Below are 24,568 nucleotides of genomic sequence, written 5' to 3'. Positions count from 1 at the left end.
CTTATACACCCCAGCGATAACCCATACCGTAAACGGTATGGATACAATCAAACTCGTTGTCACATTGAATAAATTTCTTGCGAATACGCTTCACATGAGAAGTTATCGTGCTGTCATCAACTACCACTTGTGCCGCCTGCATTAAGTCATCACGACTTTTAACATGGCCAGGGCGTTTAGCTAGCGCATAAATCATCCAGAATTCTGTCACTGTTAATTCAATAGGTTGGTGCTTCCAAAAAACCTGCATACGGTTTTGATCAATAGTCAGTGAACCTCGTTCAATTAACGACTCTTGCTCGGTAGGGCTTGCCATTACTTCACTGCGGCGAAATAACGCTGCAATACGAGCAATCAAATGCGGCAAGCTGATGTCTTTGGTGAGGTAATCATCAGCGCCCATGCGTAAACCACAAACCGTATCAAAATCACTGTCTCTAGCCGTTAAAAAGATAATAGGAACCGTTGAAGACATGGCTCGCAATGATTGGCATAGCGAAAAACCACCATCAATTTCATCTTGTAAGCCGATGTCTATGATTGCCAAATCGGGTAAACGTTCTTGAAAGGCGGTTAATGCGTCTGGGCGGTTATCGTATCCTTGAACGCTATAGCCATGCTTTACCAATACGTCGGTGTAGTTCTCACGGATGGCGACTTCATCTTCAACGATTGCAATTCTTTTCATGGGAACCTTGTTTCTCTTTTATATGTATTGTTTCTATGTGCTGACTATACAACAAAAAATGGACTAAAAAAGGGACGAAAACACATTGCCTTTTTTTCGCCACATTTGATCACCGCATTGCCATTTTCTTTCCTCTATATTGCCAGATCAACTTGCTTTAATGACTACATCGAAACGGCAACCCGCTTTGAAACGTTACTTCAATAAAGAATACGCGTTGCAGGTTACTCATAATAAATAAAACGATGAGGAATACATCATGAAAAAGCAATTAATTACAACTTTGGTTACAGCAGCACTTCTTACTTCAACAATGGCACCAACTGCTTATGCTAACCAAGCAGACCTGCAAACTGCAGACGAAACATATGTCGTTGGTGAGCAAGAGCAACTCATAGGATTAGGATCGGGTGCTGCTTTTGGGGCATTAGTCGGGGGCCCTGTTGGCGCTATTATCGGCGCAATGGTCGGCGGAATTGTTGGTACAGCTGTCGGGCAAGATGAGCATATTAAATCTCAAAACGAAGATATGGCAGAGTTAACTGCGCGCAATACTGAACTTGAGCGTGTAGATATTAACTATAACCAAGCTCAAATCGAGATCGCCCGTTTGCAGCAAGATTTGCAATTACAAAGTGAAGAACAACAAGCATTAATGCTCGAAGTGAATGTACATTTCCGTACTGGTTCATCAGATATCGAGCCGCTTTTCCAGCAACAACTTGATGAAATAGCAGAAATGATGAAGCAGTCACCAGAGATGAGTTGGCAACTCGCTGGGTATGCCGATCGCCGAGGTGATAGCCAGAAGAATTTTGATTTATCAATGCGCCGTGTTGATGCTGTTCGTGATTATTTGGAATCTCGTGGTATCGATACCGATCAGCTTCTTGTTGATGCCTATGGTGATTTAGAGCCATTAAAATCAGAACAAAACTTCGAAAATGATTTTTTTGACCGCCGTGTAACCCTGCGCAGCACTCAAGAGAATGTGTTTACAGCACATACATACCCATAAACAGATTGTATCTAATGACGTGTATTTAATTGAGTAGGCAGAGGAGATATTGATGAAATCAAACAAACCGGAGGCACCTAGTTGGGTGCTTCCAACTCTGATTATTTTACTGATTACCATGCAGCTATCAGTAAGGGCTGAAGATATAAGAGAGCCGCAAATAGACACACTTTACGGTGAAACATTGGAACTGGTTGATAACCAAGATCGAGAGAGCCCGCCTGAATGGCATGAATATGATGGGATGCAGCAACTCGCAGTAAGTAACGAATACATTCATCGGTTTTAATATTGAAAAAAGGATTTATTCAATGCTAGTTGCAAATATAAGTGACAATGTAACTAAGGTGGTGGGGTATTTGAATAAGAGTAAATCGTTCAATGATTGGGAGAGCATAACTTACGTTGCAGAGTGTAAGATAATCGCGTTTTGTCGGCGTTATTTAAAAGTGGATGAGGGGCAACTAATGTCGGCTTTTATGAGGTTGTCTGTAGTGCATTTCAGTATAATTTATTGCTAATCATTCATGTGAAATCCATCTAAATAAGTATCTAATCATTTTTGCTGCGAAAATGTCTGATCAGCTACTTATTCAGATCGGTATTAAATTCTTTAAAAAATATTAACTCGAGTGGCTAGTAGGTGCATGGCCCAGTACTTCACGTAAACGTTCTTGAACAACATCGACTAACACATCAGGCTGGAATTTAGAGATAAAACGATTACAACCGACTTTTTCAACCATGGCTTCATTGAAACTGCCACTCAACGATGTATTCAGTGCGATAAATAAATCATTCATGCGTGGGTCATTACGCACTTCATGTGTCAGCTTATAGCCGTCCATTTCTGGCATCTCGGCGTCGGTGAACATCATAAGAATCTCGTCTGTGACTGTTTTACCTTCATCACACCAACCTTTTAATAAGGTTAGGGCTTTCATACCATCGTTAGCTTCGATGACTTCAATACCCAGTTGAGACAAGGTATCGCGAATTTGACCACGAGCGGTAGATGAATCATCGACAATCAAGATCTTGCGACCATGAAGTTGATTAACAATGGTTTTATCTAAGACTTCATCCGATATTTGGATATTGTAATTAATGATTTCTGCTAATACTTTTTCGACATCCAGAATACTGACCAAACGTTGCATGCCATCACGTTCAATTTTAGTGATTGCGGTTAAGTAATTATTAGGTCCCACTTGTTCTGGTGGTGCTTGAATATCTTTCCACGTCATATTAACAATGTTCATTACCTGACCGACAAGAAATGCCTGAATAGTACGGTTGTACTCAGTAATAATGATATTGCACTCATCATTTTTTTCCATACTACGCATGCCGATTGCACTGCGTAGATCAATTACGGGAATGGATGTACCTCGAATATTGGCGACACCGCACACGCTGGGATGTGACCCAGGTAAAATATTCAGATGAGGAAGTTTAACGACTTCTTTTACCTTGAAGACGTTGATAGCAAAAAATTGGGATGTATTGAGTTGAAAGATTAAAAGCTCAAGCCGGTTTTGACCAACAAGTTGAGTGCGTTGATCAACTGAATCTAAAATATTGGTCATAATCTGCTTGCAATCCAAATAATTATTAAATTTATCAGTAAATTATAATGCGACGGTTAGGTAAAAGTCACGTTTTATATAAAAAAGATGAATAGTCTAATTTTGTTAAACATCCAAAGAAAGAGAATATTTTAAGTGCGATACTGCCGCATACAGATAAAATATTCCAGATATAACAGCCGACAGTGTTCCAAATCAAAGAATTTTCTGCTGCTTTTGATACGTTGTGGGAATAAGTAAAAATTGATGATTTTTCTCCAGTCATCCTTGAGCTACTGCCATTCGTGAATACGAAGAACAATAAATGTTCGGTCATTACTATAGTACATATCATTTTGATAAATATGATTACGGTCAATGATTAATAAGATGCAGTACCGAGAACCTTAAAGAGGCAATCAATGGTAAATGTCACGATAGATGGACAAATATTTCCTGTAAATGTGCAACAAACCCTACTTGAAGCTGCAGCTGACTGTAATATTGAAATACCGTCACTTTGTGGTCTTAATAAAAATGGCGAAAAAGTACCCTGTGAACTTTGTGTCGTCGATGTGGCTGGGCAAGGTATTCAACGTGCTTGTGAAATTCAACCCGTTGAGAACATGACTGTCACAACAGTGTCTGAAGAACTGTCGTCGCTTCGTCAAACAGCACTAAATCGTATTCTTTCTGATCACTATGCTGATTGTGAAGCGCCGTGCCAAACAGCATGTCCTGCTGGCGTAGACATTCAATCTTATCTTTACCATATTTCTCAAGATGATCATGTTAAAGCTGTAGAGGTGATTAAACGAACACTGCCTATGCCGTTATCCATTGGTCGTGTCTGTCCTGCATTTTGTGAAACCGAATGCCGTCGTGGGTTAGTCGATGAGCCAATAGCCATTCGTCAGCTTAAACGACATGCAGCCGATATAGATCTTGCTGCACAAGAAAATTATGTACCGCCAAAGAAAGCATCAAAAGGTATGTCCATTGCAGTTGTAGGTAGTGGCCCTGGCGGCTTAACGTGTGGCTATTACCTAACAAACGAAGGCTACGATGTAACGGTTTTTGAATCGATGCCTGAAGCGGGTGGTTGGTTACGTTACGGTATACCTGAATACCGTTTGCCTAAGGCTATTTTGGCAAAAGAAATTGAGCTAATGTGCCGAAATGGCATGCAAGTACTGACCTCTAAGAAGTTAGGCGATGATTTCACACTCACGCAACTCACTGAAGATTATGATGCGGTATGCCTTGCAGTTGGTGCCTCGCAAGCCGTAGAAATGACTTATACCGGTAGTGATCTTAATGGCTGTTATTTAGGTGTCGATTACCTGAAAGATTACGTCACTGAAGGTCGTTATATTACGGGTAAAAAAGTAGCCGTTATTGGTGGTGGTAATACTGCAATTGACTGTGCACGAACAGCTGTACGTGACGGTGCTGATACCACGCTTATTTACCGTCGTACACGTGATGAAATGCCCGCTGAAGATTATGAAATTGTAGAAGCTGAGCATGAAGGCGTTAAATTTCACTTTTTAACAAACCCTGTTGAAAATATTGCTGACGCGAATGGTCACGTATGTGAAGTTAAGCTAGAGAAAATGGCACTGGGTGAGGCTGATGCATCTGGTCGTCGTCGACCGGAGCCGACAGGTCAATACTTTACCGAAGCGTTTGATACCGTTATTGCTGCGGTTTCGCAAAAGCCTGATTTAAGCTTCATGGATAAAGAAGAATTAGAGCTGCCATTAACGCGCTGGAATACTCAAGATGCTAATCCGAATACCATGCACTCTGGTTTAGGTAATGTATTCAGTATTGGTGATTTCCGTCGTGGACCCGCAACAGCCATTGAGGCGGTTGCAGATGGACTCATTGCTGCAGAGGCGATTGACCGTTTCTTCGACGGTGATATGGAAAACATTCCAGTTAAGCTTTTTAACTCTCAAAAAGAGCGCAAGTTAAAGCAGGTTGCTCCTGAGCAGTTTGTAGAGATTAAAAAAGTAATGCGTTCTGTAATGCCAGAATTGAGCACGAAAGAGCGAGAGTTAAGCTTTAGTGAAGTTGAAACGGGTTTTAACAATGACGAAGCAATGCGCGAAGCGGCACGTTGTTTAGAGTGTGGTTGCCAAGCAAATACCGATTGTAAGTTACGTGACTATGCAACCGAATATGATGTTGCAGAAACCGAACTAACCACTGAGAGTTGCCAGAAATTCCATGTAGATGATAGCTCTGAATTCATTGTATTCGACGCTAACCGTTGCATTAGTTGTGGTCAGTGTGTTGAAGCCTGTAATGAAAAAGCGGTTCACGGTACATTGAGTTTCGCCAAAAATGCTGATGGTTCAAGCGCAAGCCGCCCTGAATGCCGCCCTGGCTTTGATAAAGGCTATAGCATGGGTGATTCGAACTGTGTTCAATGTGGGGCATGTGTTCAAGTGTGTCCTACTGGCGCACTGGTCGATAAGCGAGATAAGTCGCAAGGTCGAATCGAAATGCTGAAGCCAGTTGAGACGATTTGTACCTATTGTGGTGTGGGTTGTAAGCTGACGATGTATGTCGATGAATCATTAAATCAGATTCGTTATGTGCAAGGCGTAAAAGACTCGCCAGTAAACCAAGGAATGTTATGTGTTAAAGGACGCTTTGGTTTTGATTTTGTAAATAGCAAAGAGCGTTTAACAACCCCGTTAATTCGTAAAAATGGTGAACTACAGCCAGCTAGCTGGGAAGAGGCTATTTTGCTGGTCGCTGACAAATTCAATGCGATTAAAGCAGAAAGAGGCGGCAATGCGTTAGCGGGTTTCTCGTCGGCAAAAACCACCAATGAAGATAACTTTGCTTTCCAGAAGTTTATTCGCCGTGAGTTAGAAACAAATAACGTCGATCACTGTGCGCGTTTGTGTCACGCATCTACAGTTACAGGGCTAGAAGCGTCAATTGGTAGTGGTGCGATGACTAATGACATTCCGAGCATCAAATTCTCTGATGTGGTGTTTATCATTGGTTCTGATACGACATCGGCACATCCGATCATTGCATCTCATATCAAACAAGCGATTCGTACGGGTAAAACACGATTAATCGTGGCGGACCCTAAGCGCATTGATATTGCTGAACATTCTGAATTGTATGTTGCACATCGCCCAGGTACCGATGTGATGCTAATGAACGGTATCATGCAGCAAATCATCAAAAATGGCTGGCATGACCAAACGTATATCAATGAGCGAACAGAAGGCTTTGAAGCATTAAAAGCAGAAGTCATGCTTGATAGCTATGCCCCAGATAAAGTTGAATTGATCACGGGCGTGAAAGCGCAAGACGTTATTAAAATGGCGCAGATGATTGGTACTGCTAATCGTACCGCAGTGTATTACTCGATGGGTATTACGCAGCATACAACGGGCCATGATAATGTACGTTCTGTAGCTAACTTGCAGATGTTGTGCGGTAACATTGGTATTGAGGGTGGTGGTATTAACCCATTACGTGGTCAATCTAATGTGCAAGGTGCTTGTGATATGGGGGCACTACCAAACAACTTCCCTGGTTACCAGAAAGTACAGGTTCCTGAAATTCATGCCAAGTTTGCCAAAGCGTGGAATAAACCCAACTTACCGAAAGAGGATGGGTTAACCCTAACCGAGATTATCGATGCAGCATGTCATGATCAGGTGAAAGGTTTATATGTAATGGGTGAAAATCCAGTTCTGAGTGATCCTAACCAAGCGCATGTACTAGAAGGCTTAGAGAAATTAGATTTCTTAGTGGTACAAGATATTTTCTTAACTGAAACTGCGCAATATGCGGATGTCGTTTTACCGTCATGTTCTTTCGCCGAAAAATCAGGTCATTTCACGAATACTGAACGCCGTGTTCAACGCATTACTCCTGCGGTTAATCCTCCAGGTGAAGCAAAGGAAGATTGGTGGATCATTCAAAGCATTGCAAATGCAATGGGGAGTGATTGGGCGTATCAATCAGTAAAAGACATTACTGAAGAGATCACCCAGTTAACGCCACAATATGCGGGTATTCACTGGGATCGTGTCGGTAGAGATGGCCTTCAATGGCCGTGTAACGACAACGCACCTGACGGTACGCGTGTTATGCATACCTCTCAATTTACGCGTGGAAAAGGGGAGATGGCTGCTATCCCATTCCGTTACGCGGCTGAGTTACCTGATGCAGAATATCCACTTATTTTGACAACAGGACGTTTATTAGAACAATTCCACACTGGCACCATGACAAGAAAAACCCGAGGGTTGGATAACTTGGCTGGGCCTCGTGCAATGATTTCGGTTGTTGATGCAGAGCGTCTGGGTGTACGTAATGGTGAGATGCTAAAAGTGTCGACGCGTCGTGGCAGTATTGAAACTCCCGCATTTGTTACCAAGCGTATGCAAGAAGGTGTGGTATTTGTACCGTTCCATTTTGCTGAAGCGCCTGCAAACCGTTTAACGACGACAGCAACGGATCCTCATGCGAAGATCCCTGAGTTCAAAGTGGCAGCGGTTAAAATTGAAAAAGTACGAGTGTTAGTGGAAACCTGCTAATACTGTCAATTTGTAGCTGCGAAATCATTCAATGTATTAAATGAATGGTTTAGCATTATCGATATAGTGAGAGTCTAGAACCATCAATAGCACATGCTTTTGATGGTTTTTTTTATGTGGAATATGAAATAGTGTATTTTTTGTTCGATTGAATTTGGAAACTTAAATTCCATATTTAATAGTGTGGTAAAGGTGATTTTGCACACTATAGAAGTGCGTAAAGGAATAAAAGAATGGTCTATTAGAGTTTTTAAATCTAAAAGTACACTTTGTAACTATTTCTTACAATTTACACACCACTTAACAACTGATTAACAAGTTTTGTTTAAGTGTCCATATTGCAGGTGGTTGCAATGTTACAGGATGTAAAATTGTGAAAAATTAAGTAATTAAGGGTAACGGCCATCATATGTCTTAGTATGAAAATAAATCAGAAAGTGGGAAAATACCCCTGTCAACGCGGTTTTATCTTGAAGGGACGCTTTCTATTAGTGAGGTTGTTATGAAATTTGGTTTTATTCTACTTTTATCAATTGTAGCTGGTGTACTTTCAGGCGAGCATTTCCACTCATTTATGGTCGGCTTTGGAATTGCAGCAGTCGCTGTAGGCACAGGTTACTGGTTAGCTTTTCGCTCGACACGTTATCCTCAATTAGCGGCTTTACTTCTTTTAATGGGAGTGGTTGCGAAAATGGGCGTGACAGTGGTAGGTGTGATGTGGAGCCTTGAAGCAAACTTGATCAATTCACCGTTTGTATTTTCTTTATCGTACTTATTCTTCTCGATTGTTGCGACTTACTTGTATTTCACGCTTCGTGAATTCCAAATGAATCGTACTGCTAAAATGAATGCATTGGAAACTCAAGCGGCATAATAAGTACAGATTACACAACAACGAAGAGTTATCTCGATGGCTATTAGTTATAAAAACCTTTAGCTATAAAAACATTCCATAGAAAAGGGGCTGATTAATAATCAGCCCCTTTTTTGTATTTGCGTGTATCTCGTCGTGAGATTAGCGAGCAGTAAAGTCGTGTTGTTTGCCCATTTGAATAACATGCTGCACCTGATTATCATCAGTTAGCAATGTGATATTCGCTTTATAACCTGCTTTTAACTGACCATATTCGTGGTCAAGTTTTAATGCTTTTGCTGGGTAGAGGCTAGCCATACGCAATGCTTCATCACGTGTAAGGCCAACCTGATCAATAAGGTTTCTTACACCTTCAATCATGGTAATTGCAGCACCTGCGATAGTACCGTCGGCATAATGGCACTTTCCATCAGTTACGTAAGCCGTTGTTCCAGCCATGTCGTATTCGGTTAAGTCTGTGCCTGCTGGATTAACGGCATCTGTTACCATAAATAGCTTTTCACCCATTAGTTGGTGGGCAATACGAACAGATGCGTATGAAGAGTGAATGCCGTCAACAATGATGCCAGCATGTGGCTTTTTATCGAAAATATAACCGACAGCGCCTGGTTCACGAGAGCCAAGTGGCGTCATCGCATTATATAAATGCGTAGCCATTGTGATGCCATCTTTTTCAGCAAGCTCTTCATATGTCGAGTTAGTGTGACCAAGTGACACTGTAATGCCAGCCTGTGTCAAAATATCGATAACGTGCTGCGAGGTGTTTTCTGGTGCAAGTGTTATTACGCTAATTTTATCTGCATTATCAGCAAGGTAGTATGCTGTTATTTCATCAAGTTCACGAATTAAGTGCTCTTGGTGCGCTCCTTTTTTAGCTTTATTAATAAAGGGGCCTTCAAGGTGTAAACCCAATACGCCTTCTTTACTTGGCTCATTAATATCTGCAACCATATCAATAGCTTGCTTCATTGATTCAGTTTGACTAGTAATAAGAGTTGGTAAATACTGCGTCGTGCCGCTTTTAAGGTTAGTTGCGTTCATTACATCAAGTGTTTCTTTTCTGATGTCAGTATTAAGCAATACGCCGCCACAACCATTTAATTGAATATCAATAAAGCCAGCAGTTGCTAATAAGCCATTAGCATTGAAAGTTCTTGCAGGTAATTTTGCATCTTTCATCGAAACGATAGACGTTATAGTGTCTTGTTCAATGATAATCGCTTGGTCTAGAAGGGTCGTGTGACCATCAAAAACATTAACATGCGTTAGTGCAAACATAAGCCTCTCGTTATTATCCGCTTAGTAACTGCTTTCTGGTTATTGTGAATAAACGCAATCACTCAGTTGCAGAGATATGCTGAAGATGAACTCCGCATAATTATAGTTAAAGATGGGATTGCATTGTTACAACAGCAGGCCCGTTCAAATTTGTTGGAGTTAAGAGTAAATCTTAATTCTCGATAGAAAATAAGATATATGAAAAAGGGCGCTGTAGTCAATAATACGAGTTGATTTAAAGGTGTATATTTAGCTTTATATCAAAGTATTGGTTCTAAAATCTCACATTTCGTATGTTAAATGAGCAATTGTGGCCATTGGCACTTTGTTTGTTTCTATAGTGACTCAAAAGGTTTCCAATGCTCAAAAATAAAGTCAATCAGTGCTTGAGTGCGTTCTGACAGTAGCTTTCTTTGTGGATATAGCAGTGCAACGTCAGATCCTTCCATTTGCCAGTCAGGAAATAATTGAATCAACTCGCCATTCTCAAAGGATTTTTTTGTATACCATTCAGGAAGGCGTGCAATGCCCAACCCTGCAACGGCAGCACGATGGATAGTATCTAGCTCGTCAGATTGAATGCGTGCATTCGGAATGAACTTTACACTTTCGCCACTAATATGGTTGAACACCCATCGTTGCTGAGGGCTTGGTGATAACAGATCGTAACGTACTAATTGGTTAGGGTGGGTTAGGTCTGGTTTATCATTTAGGTAGTCAGGGGTCGTACATATTACCGATGGGTTATGTGACAAACGTTTTGCGACCCAATCAGAAGCAGGCTGATGACCAAAGCGTAAGGCAATATCAATATCACCGCGAAGGTGGTAATTATTTTGATTCCCTAACTGGAAGCGTATTTGTACTTTAGGATGTAGCTTTGCAAACTCTAACGCTAAAGGACCAATTTGGTGCTTGAGTGGAATAATGGGAGCATTGATAACAATAACGCCAGAAAAGTCTTCCTTTTCTTTATCGACGCTTTCAAGTCGAAGGTGAATATCATCAAATACAGTCGAAAATTGCTGAACAAGTAGTTGCCCATCTTTCGTTAAACTCATATCTTTTGCATGGCGCACCAATAACTTGCGGCCAGTATCGGTTTCAAGTTGTTGTATTCTTCTGCTTAGCGTGCTGGTCGGAATGGCTCTTTGTCTGGCGGCTGATGCGAAACTTCCGGCTTTTACGACGGTAAGGAAAAGGTCTAAATCATCCAGTTTCATTTAAGATCCCATTTATGAAATGATGAGGTTCATTATATCCTGTTTTCGTAACGGCAAACTTGTTTTATTTTAGGCTCCGTTTTAGTTATGGGGGAATGTATGTCACCTAAAACAATTTTTACCAGCGTAGCACTTGTTATTGCATTGGGTTCATTAGAAAAAAGTATTGTTACCACACCTTTGCCTATTATTGGGGCGGAATTAAATGCAGGGCAGGCACTCACATGGGTGATTACGGCTTATCTACTTGCAGCAACGGCTGTTTTGCCTGTTTATGGCAAATTAAGTGATATTTTTGGACGCGTAAAAATGCTGAACATCAGTATTTTACTGTTTATTATTGGCTCTGTTGCTTGTGCATTATCACAAGACTTAACACAGTTAATTGCCTCACGGGTGTTACAAGGCATTGGTGGTGGTGGTTTAATTGCCTTAGCATTCACAGTGATCGCAGATAGTATTCCTGCCCGTGAAGTAGGGAAATATCAAGGCTATATTTCAATCGTTTATGCTGTATCCAGTATTGCAGGACCTTTGTTAGGTGGGTATTTTTCTGAGCAGTTATCATGGCGTTGGATTTTCTGGATCAATATTCCATTAGGCGCTATTGCGGTATGGATGATAAACAAAAACCTAAGGCACCTAAGTGTTAAACGCGCATCAAAGTTTGATTGGAAGGGCGCAGGTTTATTAATGACAGCAACCACATTGTTATTGTTATTAATATCACCAGAAGCCAGCCTTGATGCAACGATTGCCAGCATTGCGTTATTTACCGTTATGTTGCTATTAGTGTGGGTTGAACGAAAAGCGGCAGACCCTATTTTACCAGTAAGATTGGTATCGTTACCGGGCTATGTTATTAGCGTGCTTTTGATTTTATGTTCCCAGTTACTGATGTTTGCAGTATTGGTTTACCTTCCGCTTCAAATGCAATGGCAAAAAGGGATGACAGCGTCAGGCAGTGGCCTGTTGATGATGATCTTTATGTTTAGCATCACAACAGGTGCCTATTTTGGTGGTAAGCAAATTGCTAGAAAAGGCTACTATAAGCGCTTTGTTGTTGTCGGATTTTTACTCTCGGCAATTGCGTTATGGCTATTACACTTTGACCTGTATTTATCAGCGGCATTGGCGGCGGCAGGGCTTGGCTTAGGACTTACTTTGCCAGCATTAAGTGTCGTTGTTCAAAACGTATTACCAGCAGAAGATCGTGGTATAGGTATGTCATTGTTTGGCTTTGGGCGAGAACTTGGTGGCGCTATCGGTGTCGCGATCTGTGCCACTATATTCCATAGCCAGGTGCCAGTTGTACTTGCAGAAGGTGGTGATAATACACTTGCTCATTTTGCCCCAGAGGCATTAGCGCAGGGTTTTAGTATGACCTACGCGGGTATGGCTGTTGTTGCTGTTATTGCCTTTCTGCTCGCTGTGTTTGCAATGAAAGGGCAAGCGTTATCATCAGACATAAAACCACATGCAGTAAAAGACAAATAGCCTAACAGTTGATGATTTGTATGTTGCAGCATAACGGCTAATCATTCATGTCTTAAGGCATGAGTGTTATTCTCGCATCTCTTATCATAATCAGGCAGAATGCTTGGCTTTATTTCTAGTACTCATTTTCAATGTATGCAGTCTTAATGTGTATATTGTAATGATCTGCCTATTGCACAATGACGAGGTGTGTCATGTATTGGTCTGATTGGCCGTTTCTCTTATCTAGCGCGTTAACACAATTAACAATAGGCGCCTTTATTGTGTTGGCATTTGTCATTCTTAGCGGAAAGTTATGCTTTGGGCAAAGCGATCGTGTACATAAAACTATGCCTGTGTTTTGGCTTCTGCTATTCGTTGCTTTAACATTACGTGAAGCAAGCTTAATGGTAGACCAAGTTTACTCAGTATCTACATTTGGCACTGAAGTACTCATGGTAACGGTATTCTTTGTACTGGCAAATGTGTACTGGTTTGCTGAAAAAAACTTGTTTGGATCTGACCGATTTAGAACTCTGCTACTGGTTGTTGCGTTAGTGAGTGGTTTGGTTTACCTAACACATGGTTTAATTGTTAGGACTGATCAATGGCTAATTGCCAGTCATTTCATTGCCACGACATTATGCGGCGGAACGCTTTTTGCCCATACTTTATTGGTGAAGGCTGAACATAAAGTTGAAGAGGTAAATCGCTACCTTCCTATTACTGGTGCTGTGATTGCGGTGATTTGCTTACTAACAGGGTTGCCGCAAGTGGGGGAGCTAGCAGCACGTGTCGACAGCCACAGTGAGTTAGGTCCATTTATTGCACAGGTTATGAGTTTAGGCTTGTTATTAGCAGCAGTGGGCGTATGGCTAATGCCGTTACTAACGCGTAGTAAACCTGTGTTAGGTATCATGACTTTTGCACTTACCTTAATGCTATGTTCATCATATCTAGCGGCTGTAGGTTATACGCTGGTTTGATGTTGTACTTGGTTTAATATTGTTATTAAGTGACTTAACGATCGGTTCATCTTAACGGTGAACCGGTCGTTTTTTCTGAGATGTAATAAATAAAATGAAGAAATAGCGTGTTACTTTATAATCTTCAATATCTGCTTGAATCGCTCACCTTGTGCTATTGCTTGTAATTCAAATAGCACCATTTCAGTACAAGATAGCTGCGCGCCTGCTTGCTGCATTTTGTTTAATGCAATTGTCTTATTTTGCACATTTCTTGACGATACAGCATCGGTAATCACTTCTACGCCATAACCTGCATCTAATAAATTCATCACGGTTTGATACACACAAATATGCGCTTCGATACCAACAACAAGCACATTTTTACAACCCGTCGCTTCTAATGCAGAGACAAATTCAGCCGTTTGGTATGCGCTGAATGTATTTTTCACAATAGGTTCTTTATTGGGAAGGTTATCTGAAACTTCTGCAATAGTACCACCGAGCTTATCGGGTAACTGTTCAACCCAAAGAGTGGGTAAATCGAGAATAGCAGCACCTTTAACCATGGTTTCTAAATTACTGAATAGGGCATCTTTATCAGCCATGATTTGAGCCAATTTGCCTTGAACATCAATGATCACGAGCGCGGTATTGTTAGCATCAAGCATAGTATCGTCCTTATTGAAGTGTTGTAATTCAGATCCTTAAATCTGCTTAGGTATACCCAAGCTACCTCAAGATGCAGGATTCAGAGTGATCTCAGCGTATTTAATTCAAGGAAAATGTGTGTAGGAATGGCATTCCCTTTCAAGCACATTTGACACAGAAGTAGATACGCTGAATCACTCCCAAAGGGCGAGTTTTGTTGGACTATATGCGGTGTTACTTATTTTCAACGTAGAACGACTAGGTCTATAAATAAGTGCCTTGCCTAGAGCCCAACAAATTCTCGCTGAAACGAGCATCTTGAGGTAACTTGGGTATATATCATACAACTATTTCCATTATTGACTATTAGACTTTAGCTGAATACGTCAGCCATTGAATTTAAGTTAGGTTATGACGAGTTTTTTCAGTACTAATAAATTAATAAATAAGCTAAATCTATTAATTGCTTCAATGTAATTATAGCTTTGTTCTGTTAGCGTTAGTCACCCAAAAATTACAGCCCGCTTCTTATGAAATTAACGCAATTAAACGCATTTAAAGCTGTTATTGAATGCCAAACGGTGACTGCAGCCGCAGAGCGACTCAATTTAAGCCAACCCGCTGTAAGCCGCCTACTTTCAGGGCTTGAACAACGCTTAGGTTTTAATTTATTTATCCGTAAGGGTAACCGATTAGTCTTGAGTGACGAAGGTGAGGCGTTTTACTTAGAAGTCGCAAAAGTCTTTGAAGCTGTGTCAGGCCTTGATAGTGCAGCTGATTCTATTCGTGCACATCGTTTTGGCAGTTTAAATATTGCCGCGATGCCCTTGTTATCAAATGCTTTTCTTCCGCGTATCTTAGCGACATTTTTAAAGCAATCGTCACGGATGAAAGTCGGTTTTAAAACGTATCGTTCTGAAGATGTGGTTCGTCGGGTACAAAGCCAAACAACGGATATTGGTTTTGCATTTATTGATGAGCAGCTCGCGGGTGTTAAAGCACAAAAAGTAGAAAGTGAATGCGTGTGTTTGTTACCTGCATCATCACCTTTAGCCAATAAAATGTCGATCGATATCTATGATATTGCAGATCAGGTACTTATCCGTCATGAGAAAGACATTACGCAGCGGCGTATTGATCAGTTATTACGCCGTTATAATTTATCGACTATCGAGCATATTGAGGTGTCATTAGCGAGTACCGCTGCTGCATTGGTGCGTGAAGGTGTTGGTATCGCCATTACTGATCCCTTTACGGCTCATATGGCGAGCGAGCATTGTGATGTTGTAATGCGTCCGCTTACGTTCTTACTGCCTTTTGAGTTCGATATTTTATATCCCGCCCTTAAGCCGATTCATCGCCATGCAGAGTTGTTCATAGAGCAGTTTATGTTGCTAGCCGATGAAATGAATATCTACCTAAAAATTGGCTCTATGCGCGATTTAAACAATGATGATACGGAGATACATCACAGTTAACCTTGTGTTGTATGTTAGAACTGTTTACTTTTAAATTTCATAATTATCATGGCCTTATGCTTGCTGTGTTTGTAGAGTATTACATTTTTGCATAGTGCTGAAAGGGTTTAGCATTGGTCAATATTCATTGTATTTCTTAGTCTGATTTCAAGATCAAACAAACAGAAAATAAGGAAGAATGATGTCCAATCGAGTCTCTATCATTGGGTCTGGTAATGCAGGGTTAACCGCGGCGTATCACTTTTCATTACATGGCGCGAAGGTGTGTTTATACGGGGCAATAGGTTTTGATCAACCGCTTACTGATATCGAACAACGTGGTGGTATTGAAGCATTAAGTTCATTTAATGATGTGTCATTGGCTTATGCTGGTTTCCAAGCCATTGATACCATTAGTCGTGATTTGGCTGAAACCGTTGCGTATTCTGATTTACTGATTTTACCTGTTCCTTCATTTGCACAAGAACCGTTATTCATTGAGATGTTACCGCATTTGCGTGACGGTCAAATAGTGATGTTAATGCCGGGTAATTATGGTTCATTGGTGCTTAATCGTATTAAAGCAGAGCAGGGTTATGGTGATCTCGATATCACCTTTGTGGATGCAATCTCAATTCCATGGGCGACTCGTATTGTTGGTCCTGCAGAGCTTGCGATTCTGGGAATGAAAGAGTTTCTACCTGTTGCCGCTTTTCCTGCCTCTAAAACAGATGACGCTATCGCTAAATTGCAACCTGTGATGCCATTACCATTAAAAAAACTCGATAATGTCATTAATGCTGGTTTAGAGAACATCAACTTTGGTGGGCATCCACTGCTTACAACTTTGAGTATGGGGTTACTTGAAAATTTTGATGGGCAGTTTAACTATTACAAAGATTGCTGTTCTATTTCAACAGCGAAAGCGGCAGCAGTAATGGAAAGTGAGCGTATTCAGATTGGTAAAGCATTAGGACTTGAATTAATCCCTGAGCTTGATGCTATGAATGCGTTGTATGCCATGGAATGTGAAAATGTGTATGAAGTGAACCGTACATCAGAAACACATGGAAAACTGAATAGTGCCCCTAATTCAGCGTCTAACCGTTATATCACGGAAGATGCTGCTTATCTTTTAGTGCCTTGTTACGAATTAGGACAGTTGACAGGAGTGAATACACCGCTCGTGACATCATGCCTGCATATTGATAATGCCTATAACGACACTGACTATTTTAAAGAGGGGCGCACCTTAGAAAAAATGGGATTATCAGACATGTCAGTAAAAGAAATCATGGACTTTGTTGCATAAATAAGAAGGTGGAATACCACCCACAATATGGGGCTCTGAGCCCCATTAAATAAGGACATCCTAATGACGAAATTTAAGTTTCCCTCTGCCTACACAATTTTAATGATCTTAACCGTTTTAATGGCCGCGCTGACTTGGATCATTCCAGCAGGGCAATACCAAATGGTGATGAATGAAACCCTCGGTAAAATGGTACCGTTAGTGGGTTCATTTGAAACCGTTGCTGCTAATCCGCAGGGTATTGTTGAAGTATTGATGGCTCCTATTCAGGGTTTTTACGATCCAGCTAGCTATGCAGCTCGTGCTGTTGATGTCGCACTATTTGTATTGGTAATTGGCGGGTTTCTTGCCGTTGTGACCCGTACCGGTGCTATTGATGCAGGTATTGCTGGCACAATGAAGCGTTTAGATGGACGTGAAAAGTGGATGATTCCTATTCTTATGGGATTATTCGCAATGGGTGGGACTGTTTATGGCATGGCGGAGGAAACCATTCCTTTCTATGCTTTGTTAATCCCAGTAATGATTGCTGCGGGCTATGACAGTATCGTCGGTGTTGCCATTATTATGGTGGGAGCTGGAATTGGTTGCTTAGGTTCAACCATTAATCCATTTGCGACGGTTATTGCATCGAATGCGGCCGAAATTAACTTTATGGAAGGCATTATTTTACGCGCCGTTATTCTCGCATTAGGCTGGATCGTTTGTGTGGTTTATGTGATGCGTTATGCCGCGAAGGTAAAGCATGACCCATCAGCCTCACTTGTTGCTCATCAAAAAGAAGACAATGAACGTCATTTTTTACACAGTAAAGAACAACAAGCGCCAGAGCTTACTGGTATTCGTAAAGCCGTATTAGCAATATTCGGTTTAACGTTTGCCGTCATGATGTGGGGTGTTTCTATCGCAGGCTGGTGGATGGCTGAACTATCTGCGCTATTTATCGGTGCAAGTATCATTGTCGGTTTTGTCGGCCGATTATCTGAAGTTGAAATTACCGATAGCTTCATTGAAGGTGCACGAGATTTACTGGGTGTCGCCTTAATCATCGCCATTGCTCGCGGTTTAGTGGTCGTAATGGATAATGGCAATATCACACATACTATTTTGAATTATGCTGAAGGTCTTCTAGGTGGTTTACATGAAATCGCCTTCATTAATGCGATTTATTGGATTGAAGCGGTACTTTGTCTTGTTGTTCCGTCATCTTCTGGTCTGGCTGTTCTTTCTATGCCAGTACTTGCACCGTTAGCTGACTTTGCAGGGGTTGGACGCGAGCTTGTTGTGACGGCTTTTCAGTCAGCATCTGGTTTACCCAATTTAGTAACGCCAACATCGGGTGTGGTAATGGGGGGCTTAGCTATTGGTCGTGTAGCATACTCATCTTGGCTTAAATTCATTGGCCCTTTAATTGGTATGCTGAGTTTGATGGTAATGGCGTTACTAAGCTTGGGTGTTGTAATTGGTTAATAATAAGTTTGTTTAACACTGTGGCGTAACCTTAACGGGTTGCGCCATCTCGTGTTTTCAAATGAGGCTTCACGTTATAATAGCTGTGTATATTACTAATGTTATTTTCAATGGATCGCAGCATGACACAGCACTTTAAAGGCAAATACGAAGTAGAGTTAAAATACAAATTAACCTCAAAAACACAGTTTTTATCATATTTACAGGGCATGAATCCAGAGATTATGTTGGAAGATAACCTTGAACATGATTGCTATTTTGACTTTGTAGGCGGCAGCCCGCTAAAAGAGCAAAATAAGAGTGTTTGTATTCGTAATATGCAGCCATCTGGTATTAAATTATGGATTGTAAAAGGCCCTGAAGCCGATCGGTGTGAGGCTGTAAATATTACTGATAGTGATAAAGCAAAAAGCATGTTGCTAACGATGGGGTTTAACCTTGTTTTGGAATTGAGGAAGACCCGAAGCATCTATTTTATAGGTAAATTTCACGCAACCGTTGATCACTTGGAAGGGCTGGGGGATTTTGCTGAACTTGCTATCATGACTGACGATGAATCAATGCTAGGTCAATATAAGCAAGAATTACTCGAGTTGGCAGCCAAGTTAGGATTGACGGATGCACAATTGGAAAGCCGCTCTTACCGCGAGATGCAAACACTGCAAGGTTAGAAGTATTAGGTAATATATTCATTGCAAAGAAAAACCGGGCATCTAGTTTTATTCTAGTTTGTCCGGTTTATTCATTTCTGTTTACTTATGTCAATATAACGGCAAATTAGCGCGTTAAATAGGTATACATAAAGTCAGTGATGCTCACCATATCGGCAATGGCAATATATTCTTCAGTGGTATGTACTTTTGCCATACCTGTTGAAAGGTTAACTGTTTTTAACCCTTTTTCATTGAAGATGTTTGCATCGCTTCCGCCACCAGTAGAGTTGGTTTTAGGCTCAACACCATTAGCAGAGAAAGCCGCTTTTATATCATCAATAAATACGTCGTTATCATCAATGTTATAAGCGTTATATGCACGAGTTGATACGATATCAATTTGTGCACCGTGCTTTTCAGCCGCGGCTTCAAATGTTGTTACCATGTGTTCAACTTGGTTCGCTAATTTCACATCATTCAAAGAACGCGCTTCTGCTTCGATATATAAAGCAGGCATTACAATGTTAGTTGCTTGGCCGCCTTGAACAACACCAATGTTTGCTGTTGTTTCTGCATCAATACGAGATAGCTTCATTTGGCCAATTGCATCAGCAGCAACGGTTAGCGCATTGATCCCCGTTTCTGGTGCTAAACCAGCGTGGGCAGGCTTGCCTGTGATATTGATTTTTAGATTTTGCTGACCAGGTGCAGTTGTAATAATAGTGCCAATAGCGCCGCCTGAATCAAGCACAATAGCTTCTGTCGATTTAACGAATGACATGTCGAAGTGTTTTGAACCGTGCAAACCACCTTCTTCATAGACAGTGAAGGCGATCTCGATAGTCTTATGGGGTAAATTGTTAGCTTTGATACAACGAACCGCTTCCATTATCGCGGCAATACCTGATTTATCATCACCACCAAGAATTGTGTCACCCTTCGAGCTGATAATGCCATCGACGATAATTGGCTCTATGTCATTACCTGGTGCAACGGTATCCATATGGCAACTTAGTACAATACTACCTTCAAGCGAGCCTGGTAGCGTTGCGTAAATGTTGAAGCCATTCGAAATATTTTCAGGTACTGGTAATTTAGTAACGTCGAAGCCAATACCGCCCAGTTGCTCTGCAAGGGTTTCAGCGATAGCTTTCTCGTTTTGGGATTCACTGTTGATCTTAATAAGCTCGATGAAATGTTCGATCAATCTTTCTTGGTTAATGTTAGTCATGATTATGCTTTTTTAGGAACAGGAGTTAGTACTTTAAACTGAAGTAACCCTGTTTTTAGCTGTTTGAGGTCAATAAAATGGTCGATCATACCGATAATTGGTAACAAATTGAGACATAAATATATTTTTTAATGAGCGGCGCTTAATAGTGGCGTGTTTTTTGTGCCCATAATCCGATGACAATGAATGTTGTTATTACTGAAGCAAACATCCATTGACTTGGCATTGTGCTCAATTGTTGGGTTAACCAAGGAGAAACCTTAATGAGAAGCAAGCCGTAACCGAATGAATTAACTAATATAAAAGCACTCGTTCGAATAAAAATGCTCTTACCTGACAAAAGACGACGTAGGAAGTGATTAATATCTGAACCAAAAATAATCAATGAACAAGCGACGATAGTGAGTGATATTTCACCTAACCAAGGTTTAAAGGTGTGTCCAGCTTGAGCGAAGAGTGAAATAAGAGTGTCCATTTTGTTCTCGTAATCCATTGATTTGAATAATGCGCTACTTTACTGATTTATGATGATAAGTTAAATATTGGTCATGTCGGCCTGTAAACAAGATCACAGTAAGGTGATATTTATTGATGATCATTTAATTTCTTCAAGAAAGGTTATTTGAAAGTCGTTAACGATTATACTAACCCTGTATTTGAATTGACTATTGAACAACTATGCTTACCATTTCTAATAATGTAGAACTTGCCGATTGGGAAATCGAAATTACGGCTATTCGCTCGCAAGGAGCGGGAGGTCAAAATGTAAACAAGGTATCAAGTGCCATACACTTACGCTTTGATATTAAGCGGTCAACATTGCCTGATTTCTATAAAGAACGTTTGTTGAGAATCTCGGATCATCGCATAACGAAAGACGGTGTTATCGTGATTAAAGCTCAGCAATTTCGTACTCAAGAAAAAAATCGGGAAGACGCGTTACAGCGCCTAAAAGAGTTTATTCAAGCGGCCGTTGTTCAACAAAAGGCACGACGTGCAACTAGACCTACTATGGGGTCAAAGCGACGCCGCATGGATAAGAAAACCCAGCGTGGAAATACGAAGTCATTACGCGGAAAAGTGGATCATTAAATCGAAAAGGGTATTTATCATAAACACATTTATTATTGTGATAAATACTGCAATTTCTTATTTCATTCATTAACACCTTTCGCAATTCGGCATGTTTAGGGTTATACCTATCCTATGTTTATGATTTCCTTGCGTAAGGTAAGCTGAATGTTCGAAAAGAAAACCCTTCAATTGTTACAGCTGTTTTATCGTGAAACGGGTCGTGTACGTTTACTTGATATTGATGCTCTGCCCGAACTCGATACAGAACAGCAACAATTGATGCATCAATGGTTAGAAACTAAACGCAACTTTACAATCGCTGATATTACAGCTCAACATTGGATCAAAACATGTAGTGCAGGTCATATCACCGAAGTCATTCTGCACTCAGACGGACGATTAGAGGAATACACCTTATTTACACGGATCAAAACGGTGGGCAGTTGGAAGTTAGACGATGGTGTTATTGAATTGGCGATCACAAAGGAGGATAACGATTACAACTGTTCTATTATTGCTAATCGTAATGTGAATATTCATTCAGCCATTGAGTATAAAAATAACGAGTTACATTCATATCTTAAATTAGCCCAGACACTACCGTTATCTGTGTAATTTTATTACTTTAAGGTTAACTTTCGTTGGTATCTAGATTGAAATTGAGTACACTGAAATTATGCTCAATTTTGAATAACTAGTTAAGAGAAACAAGGATGACTAAAATTAACAGTGTTGCCGTTGTTGGCGGTACGCATGGTAATGAATTTAGCGGTATCTACTTGTTACGTAAGTGGCAAAATAACCATAATTTGATATCTCGTAGCAGCTTTTCTGTTCAAACAGTACTTGCTAACCCTAAAGCGCACGAAGAGAATAAACGTTACGTTGATAGCGATTTAAACCGACAATTTGATATTTCTGAGCTTGCAAATCTCGATCTGGCTAACTATGAACAAAGTCGTGCCAAGGTTATCAATAATCAGCTTGGTCCTAAGGGTGATGCAAAAACAGACTTTATTATCGATTTACATAATACGACCAGTAACATGGGGCCATCGTTGATTCTGCTTCAATCTGATGAGTTTAACTGCAAAATGGGTGCTTATGTAAAATCTCGCATGCCTGAAGCGGTTGTTGTATTTGAAGATCATGCTTCTGTAGAAGAACATTACTTTTTAAGTTCTATTACGCCGCAAGGTGTGATTGTCGAAATTGGTCCACAACCTCAATCTGTTATCCGTCAAGATGTACTTGACTGGATGGAAGATATGACTCGTCATATTTTGGATTATGTTGACCTACATAACACCAATACCTTGCCGGAGTTGCCATCGAGCTATGAAGCATTTGAATATACCGAAACGCTAAAATTACCAGAAAATGAAAATGGTGAGCGAATTGGTATGGTTCATAAAAACGTTCAAGACGGTGATTTTAAACAATTGAATTCAGGTGACCCTATTTTTACATTATTTGATGGCTCTGAAATCAGTTGGGAAGGTGATTATGAAGCCTATCCACACTTCATTAATGAAGCCGCTTATTATGATAATAATTTAGCCATGTCATTAGCGAAGAAGCGAATAGTGGAAATTTAAACCACCAGCTTCAACCCCGTATTAAAAAGACTCACTAATTTGTGAGTCTTTTGCTTTTTGAATTGGTGGTAAAGTGTTTGCTAATGCTATCTTTTCTCTATGGAGCCTCAAAAAATAACAATAAGGAATGATGTTATGCAACCAAGAATCAGCATGATTACTCTCGGTGTTAAAAATCTTGAAAAGTCAGTCGCTTTTTATCGCGATGGCTTAGGATTTCCTCAAAAAGAATCGCCACCATCGGTCGCCTTTTTTACTCTAAATGGTACATGGTTAGGATTGTATGATCGTGATGCCTTAGCTGAAGATGCTCAAGTGGCTCCAAGTGATAATACTGAGCAATCTTTCTCTGGTTTTGCATTTGCGCATAATGTGAGGTCTGAAGCTGAAGTTGATCAAGTGTTGGCTGAAGTAGAAGCCGCGGGCGCTACTATTACCAAGCGTGGTCAGAAAGTGTTTTGGGGTGGGTATTCTGGTTATTTCAAAGATCTTGATGGCTACTTGTGGGAGGTTGCCTATAACCCCTTCTGTTGGATAGGCCCTGAAGATTCGAATGATATAAGATGGTGAAGATAAACGCCAAAATGCCAAGTAAGCAGGTAGTTATACTAACTGCAATTGCCATGATGGCCTTTGCAGGTAATTCATTACTGAGTCGAGCCGCTTTCTTAGAAACGGCGATAGATCCAGCAAGTTTTACTTCGCTTCGATTGTTATCTGGTTTTGTTATGTTGTGGTTGATTTCATTTATTAATCATCAACCATACAAAGGTGAGGGTAGTTGGATATCTGCTTGTGCTTTATTTATGTATGCCGCAGGTTTCTCTTTTGCTTATGTCAGCCTGTCGACCGGGATGGGAGCATTGTTGTTGTTTGGCGCAGTGCAAGCAACAATGATTGGGCACGGTATATATAAAGGTGAGCGATTAAGTAAGCAACAAGGGGCTGGATTAACGCTGGCGCTTGCTGGGCTTATTGGCTTATTGTTTCCAGGGCTATCCTCCCCACCATTATTAGGCGCTATTTTAATGATGGGAGCAGGCGTGGCTTGGGGGATCTATTCACTACGTGGTAGAGGGGTTGGTAACCCAACGCTTGTTACTACGGGAAATTTTTTAAGGTCAATACCGATAGCGCTAGTGTTGAGTGCTCTTTCATTTAAAAATGCTGATACTGATCTGAGTGGATTTTGGTATGCCATTGCTTCAGGTGCGTTAACATCAGGTGTCGGTTACGCGTTGTGGTATTCAGTTTTGCCTTTTTTAAAAGCAACAAACGCCGCCACGATTCAGCTAAGTGTGCCCGTATTAGCTGCTGTCGCTGGTATTCTTTTTTTGGGTGAAGCGTTATCTTTTCGCTTTATGTTTGCATCTATTGCGATTCTTGGTGGAATCGCGTTAGTACTGATAAATGCATCAAACAGCACCCGAAAAAATGAAGACAGTAATTGAA

22 protein-coding genes are annotated in these 24,568 nt (G+C 40.7%); 15 read left to right on the top strand and 7 right to left on the bottom strand.

The features are described from left to right. Position 1: 1 nt before the first annotated feature. The gene (pdsR, locus tag C9J47_RS21130; RefSeq protein WP_107255273.1) at positions 2–688 is read right to left on the bottom strand and encodes a proteobacterial dedicated sortase system response regulator; all 687 of its coding nucleotides are present in this window, start codon (positions 686–688) and stop codon (positions 2–4) included. A 259-nt stretch (positions 689–947) separates the two neighbouring features. Between pdsR and pdsO the strand changes: the two genes are divergently transcribed. Both pdsO and C9J47_RS21120 read left to right on the top strand, forming a co-directional pair. Further along, positions 948–1,706 (top strand): sortase-associated OmpA-like protein PdsO, encoded by a 759-nt coding sequence (pdsO, locus tag C9J47_RS21125; RefSeq protein WP_107255272.1) that lies wholly within the window; start codon positions 948–950, stop codon positions 1,704–1,706. A 52-nt stretch (positions 1,707–1,758) separates the two neighbouring features. Continuing rightward, positions 1,759–1,995, top strand: a complete 237-nt coding sequence (locus tag C9J47_RS21120; RefSeq protein ID WP_107255271.1) for a hypothetical protein — start codon at positions 1,759–1,761, stop codon at positions 1,993–1,995. A gap of 334 nt (positions 1,996–2,329) precedes the next feature. Here C9J47_RS21120 and C9J47_RS21110 read toward each other — a convergent pair whose 3' ends face one another. Beyond that, complete coding sequence (locus tag C9J47_RS21110) at positions 2,330–3,295, bottom strand: chemotaxis protein CheV (RefSeq protein ID WP_107255269.1); 966 nt, start codon at positions 3,293–3,295, stop codon at positions 2,330–2,332. A 401-nt stretch (positions 3,296–3,696) separates the two neighbouring features. On the opposite strand from C9J47_RS21110, the gene fdhF reads away from it, so the two are divergent. Both fdhF and C9J47_RS21100 read left to right on the top strand, forming a co-directional pair. Further along, positions 3,697–7,854, top strand: a complete 4,158-nt coding sequence (fdhF, locus tag C9J47_RS21105; protein WP_107255268.1) for a formate dehydrogenase subunit alpha — start codon at positions 3,697–3,699, stop codon at positions 7,852–7,854. Positions 7,855–8,356: 502 nt separating this feature from the next. Further along, complete coding sequence (locus C9J47_RS21100; RefSeq protein ID WP_107255267.1) at positions 8,357–8,728, top strand: NADH:ubiquinone oxidoreductase; 372 nt, start codon at positions 8,357–8,359, stop codon at positions 8,726–8,728. A 141-nt stretch (positions 8,729–8,869) separates the two neighbouring features. On the opposite strand, the gene nagA is transcribed toward C9J47_RS21100, so the two are convergent. Beyond that, positions 8,870–10,006, bottom strand: coding sequence for an N-acetylglucosamine-6-phosphate deacetylase (gene nagA, locus C9J47_RS21095; RefSeq protein WP_107255266.1), 1,137 nt, complete (start codon positions 10,004–10,006; stop codon positions 8,870–8,872). Positions 10,007–10,341: 335 nt separating this feature from the next. Further along, the gene (locus C9J47_RS21090) at positions 10,342–11,229 is read right to left on the bottom strand and encodes a LysR family transcriptional regulator (protein ID WP_006229616.1); all 888 of its coding nucleotides are present in this window, start codon (positions 11,227–11,229) and stop codon (positions 10,342–10,344) included. 99 nt (positions 11,230–11,328) lie between these two features. Between C9J47_RS21090 and C9J47_RS21085 the strand changes: the two genes are divergently transcribed. Then, complete coding sequence (locus tag C9J47_RS21085; RefSeq protein WP_107255265.1) at positions 11,329–12,726, top strand: MDR family MFS transporter; 1,398 nt, start codon at positions 11,329–11,331, stop codon at positions 12,724–12,726. A 194-nt stretch (positions 12,727–12,920) separates the two neighbouring features. Continuing rightward, positions 12,921–13,691 carry a DmsC/YnfH family molybdoenzyme membrane anchor subunit gene (locus C9J47_RS21080; protein ID WP_107255264.1) on the top strand — a complete coding sequence of 257 codons (771 nt, stop codon included), beginning with the start codon at positions 12,921–12,923 and terminating at the stop codon, positions 13,689–13,691. A gap of 110 nt (positions 13,692–13,801) precedes the next feature. On the opposite strand, the gene C9J47_RS21075 is transcribed toward C9J47_RS21080, so the two are convergent. Further along, positions 13,802–14,341, bottom strand: coding sequence for a hydrolase (locus C9J47_RS21075; RefSeq protein WP_107255263.1), 540 nt, complete (start codon positions 14,339–14,341; stop codon positions 13,802–13,804). 510 nt (positions 14,342–14,851) lie between these two features. Between C9J47_RS21075 and C9J47_RS21070 the strand changes: the two genes are divergently transcribed. From C9J47_RS21070 to cyaB, 4 genes are all read left to right on the top strand, one after another. Beyond that, positions 14,852–15,799, top strand: a complete 948-nt coding sequence (locus tag C9J47_RS21070; protein WP_107255262.1) for a LysR family transcriptional regulator — start codon at positions 14,852–14,854, stop codon at positions 15,797–15,799. Positions 15,800–15,980: 181 nt separating this feature from the next. Then, positions 15,981–17,090: an NAD/NADP-dependent octopine/nopaline dehydrogenase family protein gene (locus tag C9J47_RS21065; protein WP_107255261.1), complete on the top strand. Its 1,110-nt coding sequence runs from the start codon at positions 15,981–15,983 to the stop codon at positions 17,088–17,090. A gap of 63 nt (positions 17,091–17,153) precedes the next feature. Next, positions 17,154–18,560 carry a YfcC family protein gene (locus C9J47_RS21060; RefSeq protein WP_107255260.1) on the top strand — a complete coding sequence of 469 codons (1,407 nt, stop codon included), beginning with the start codon at positions 17,154–17,156 and terminating at the stop codon, positions 18,558–18,560. 122 nt (positions 18,561–18,682) lie between these two features. Continuing rightward, positions 18,683–19,231 carry a class IV adenylate cyclase gene (gene cyaB, locus C9J47_RS21055; RefSeq protein WP_107255259.1) on the top strand — a complete coding sequence of 183 codons (549 nt, stop codon included), beginning with the start codon at positions 18,683–18,685 and terminating at the stop codon, positions 19,229–19,231. Between the two features lie 106 nt (positions 19,232–19,337). Here the strand turns inward: cyaB and C9J47_RS21050 are convergent, their stop codons facing one another. Together C9J47_RS21050 and C9J47_RS21045 are read right to left on the bottom strand one after the other, a co-directional pair. Next, a complete protein-coding gene (locus C9J47_RS21050) occupies positions 19,338–20,444 on the bottom strand; it encodes a M20/M25/M40 family metallo-hydrolase (RefSeq protein ID WP_006229628.1) in 1,107 nt (368 codons plus the stop codon). Positions 20,445–20,586: 142 nt separating this feature from the next. Further along, the gene (locus C9J47_RS21045) at positions 20,587–20,919 is read right to left on the bottom strand and encodes a DUF3392 domain-containing protein (RefSeq protein ID WP_107255258.1); all 333 of its coding nucleotides are present in this window, start codon (positions 20,917–20,919) and stop codon (positions 20,587–20,589) included. Positions 20,920–21,122: 203 nt separating this feature from the next. Between C9J47_RS21045 and arfB the strand changes: the two genes are divergently transcribed. From arfB to C9J47_RS21020, 5 genes are all read left to right on the top strand, one after another. Beyond that, the gene (arfB, locus tag C9J47_RS21040; RefSeq protein ID WP_006229630.1) at positions 21,123–21,536 is read left to right on the top strand and encodes an alternative ribosome rescue aminoacyl-tRNA hydrolase ArfB; all 414 of its coding nucleotides are present in this window, start codon (positions 21,123–21,125) and stop codon (positions 21,534–21,536) included. 147 nt (positions 21,537–21,683) lie between these two features. Further along, positions 21,684–22,133: a hypothetical protein gene (locus C9J47_RS21035; RefSeq protein ID WP_107255257.1), complete on the top strand. Its 450-nt coding sequence runs from the start codon at positions 21,684–21,686 to the stop codon at positions 22,131–22,133. Positions 22,134–22,231: 98 nt separating this feature from the next. Beyond that, a complete protein-coding gene (locus tag C9J47_RS21030) occupies positions 22,232–23,116 on the top strand; it encodes an aspartoacylase (RefSeq protein WP_107255256.1) in 885 nt (294 codons plus the stop codon). Positions 23,117–23,251: 135 nt separating this feature from the next. After that, the gene (locus C9J47_RS21025; protein ID WP_107255255.1) at positions 23,252–23,686 is read left to right on the top strand and encodes a VOC family protein; all 435 of its coding nucleotides are present in this window, start codon (positions 23,252–23,254) and stop codon (positions 23,684–23,686) included. Then, positions 23,680–24,567 (top strand): DMT family transporter, encoded by an 888-nt coding sequence (locus C9J47_RS21020; RefSeq protein ID WP_211321781.1) that lies wholly within the window; start codon positions 23,680–23,682, stop codon positions 24,565–24,567. Before C9J47_RS21025 ends, C9J47_RS21020 begins: the two co-directional genes overlap by 7 nt. Position 24,568 lies beyond the last annotated feature (1 nt).

Origin of the sequence: Photobacterium indicum (genome assembly GCF_003026215.1) — a bacterium.
GTDB classification, from domain to species: domain Bacteria; phylum Pseudomonadota; class Gammaproteobacteria; order Enterobacterales; family Vibrionaceae; genus Photobacterium; species Photobacterium indicum.
Note: the sequence above shows the minus strand (reverse complement) of the source record. Positions and strands in the feature narration are given on the sequence as shown.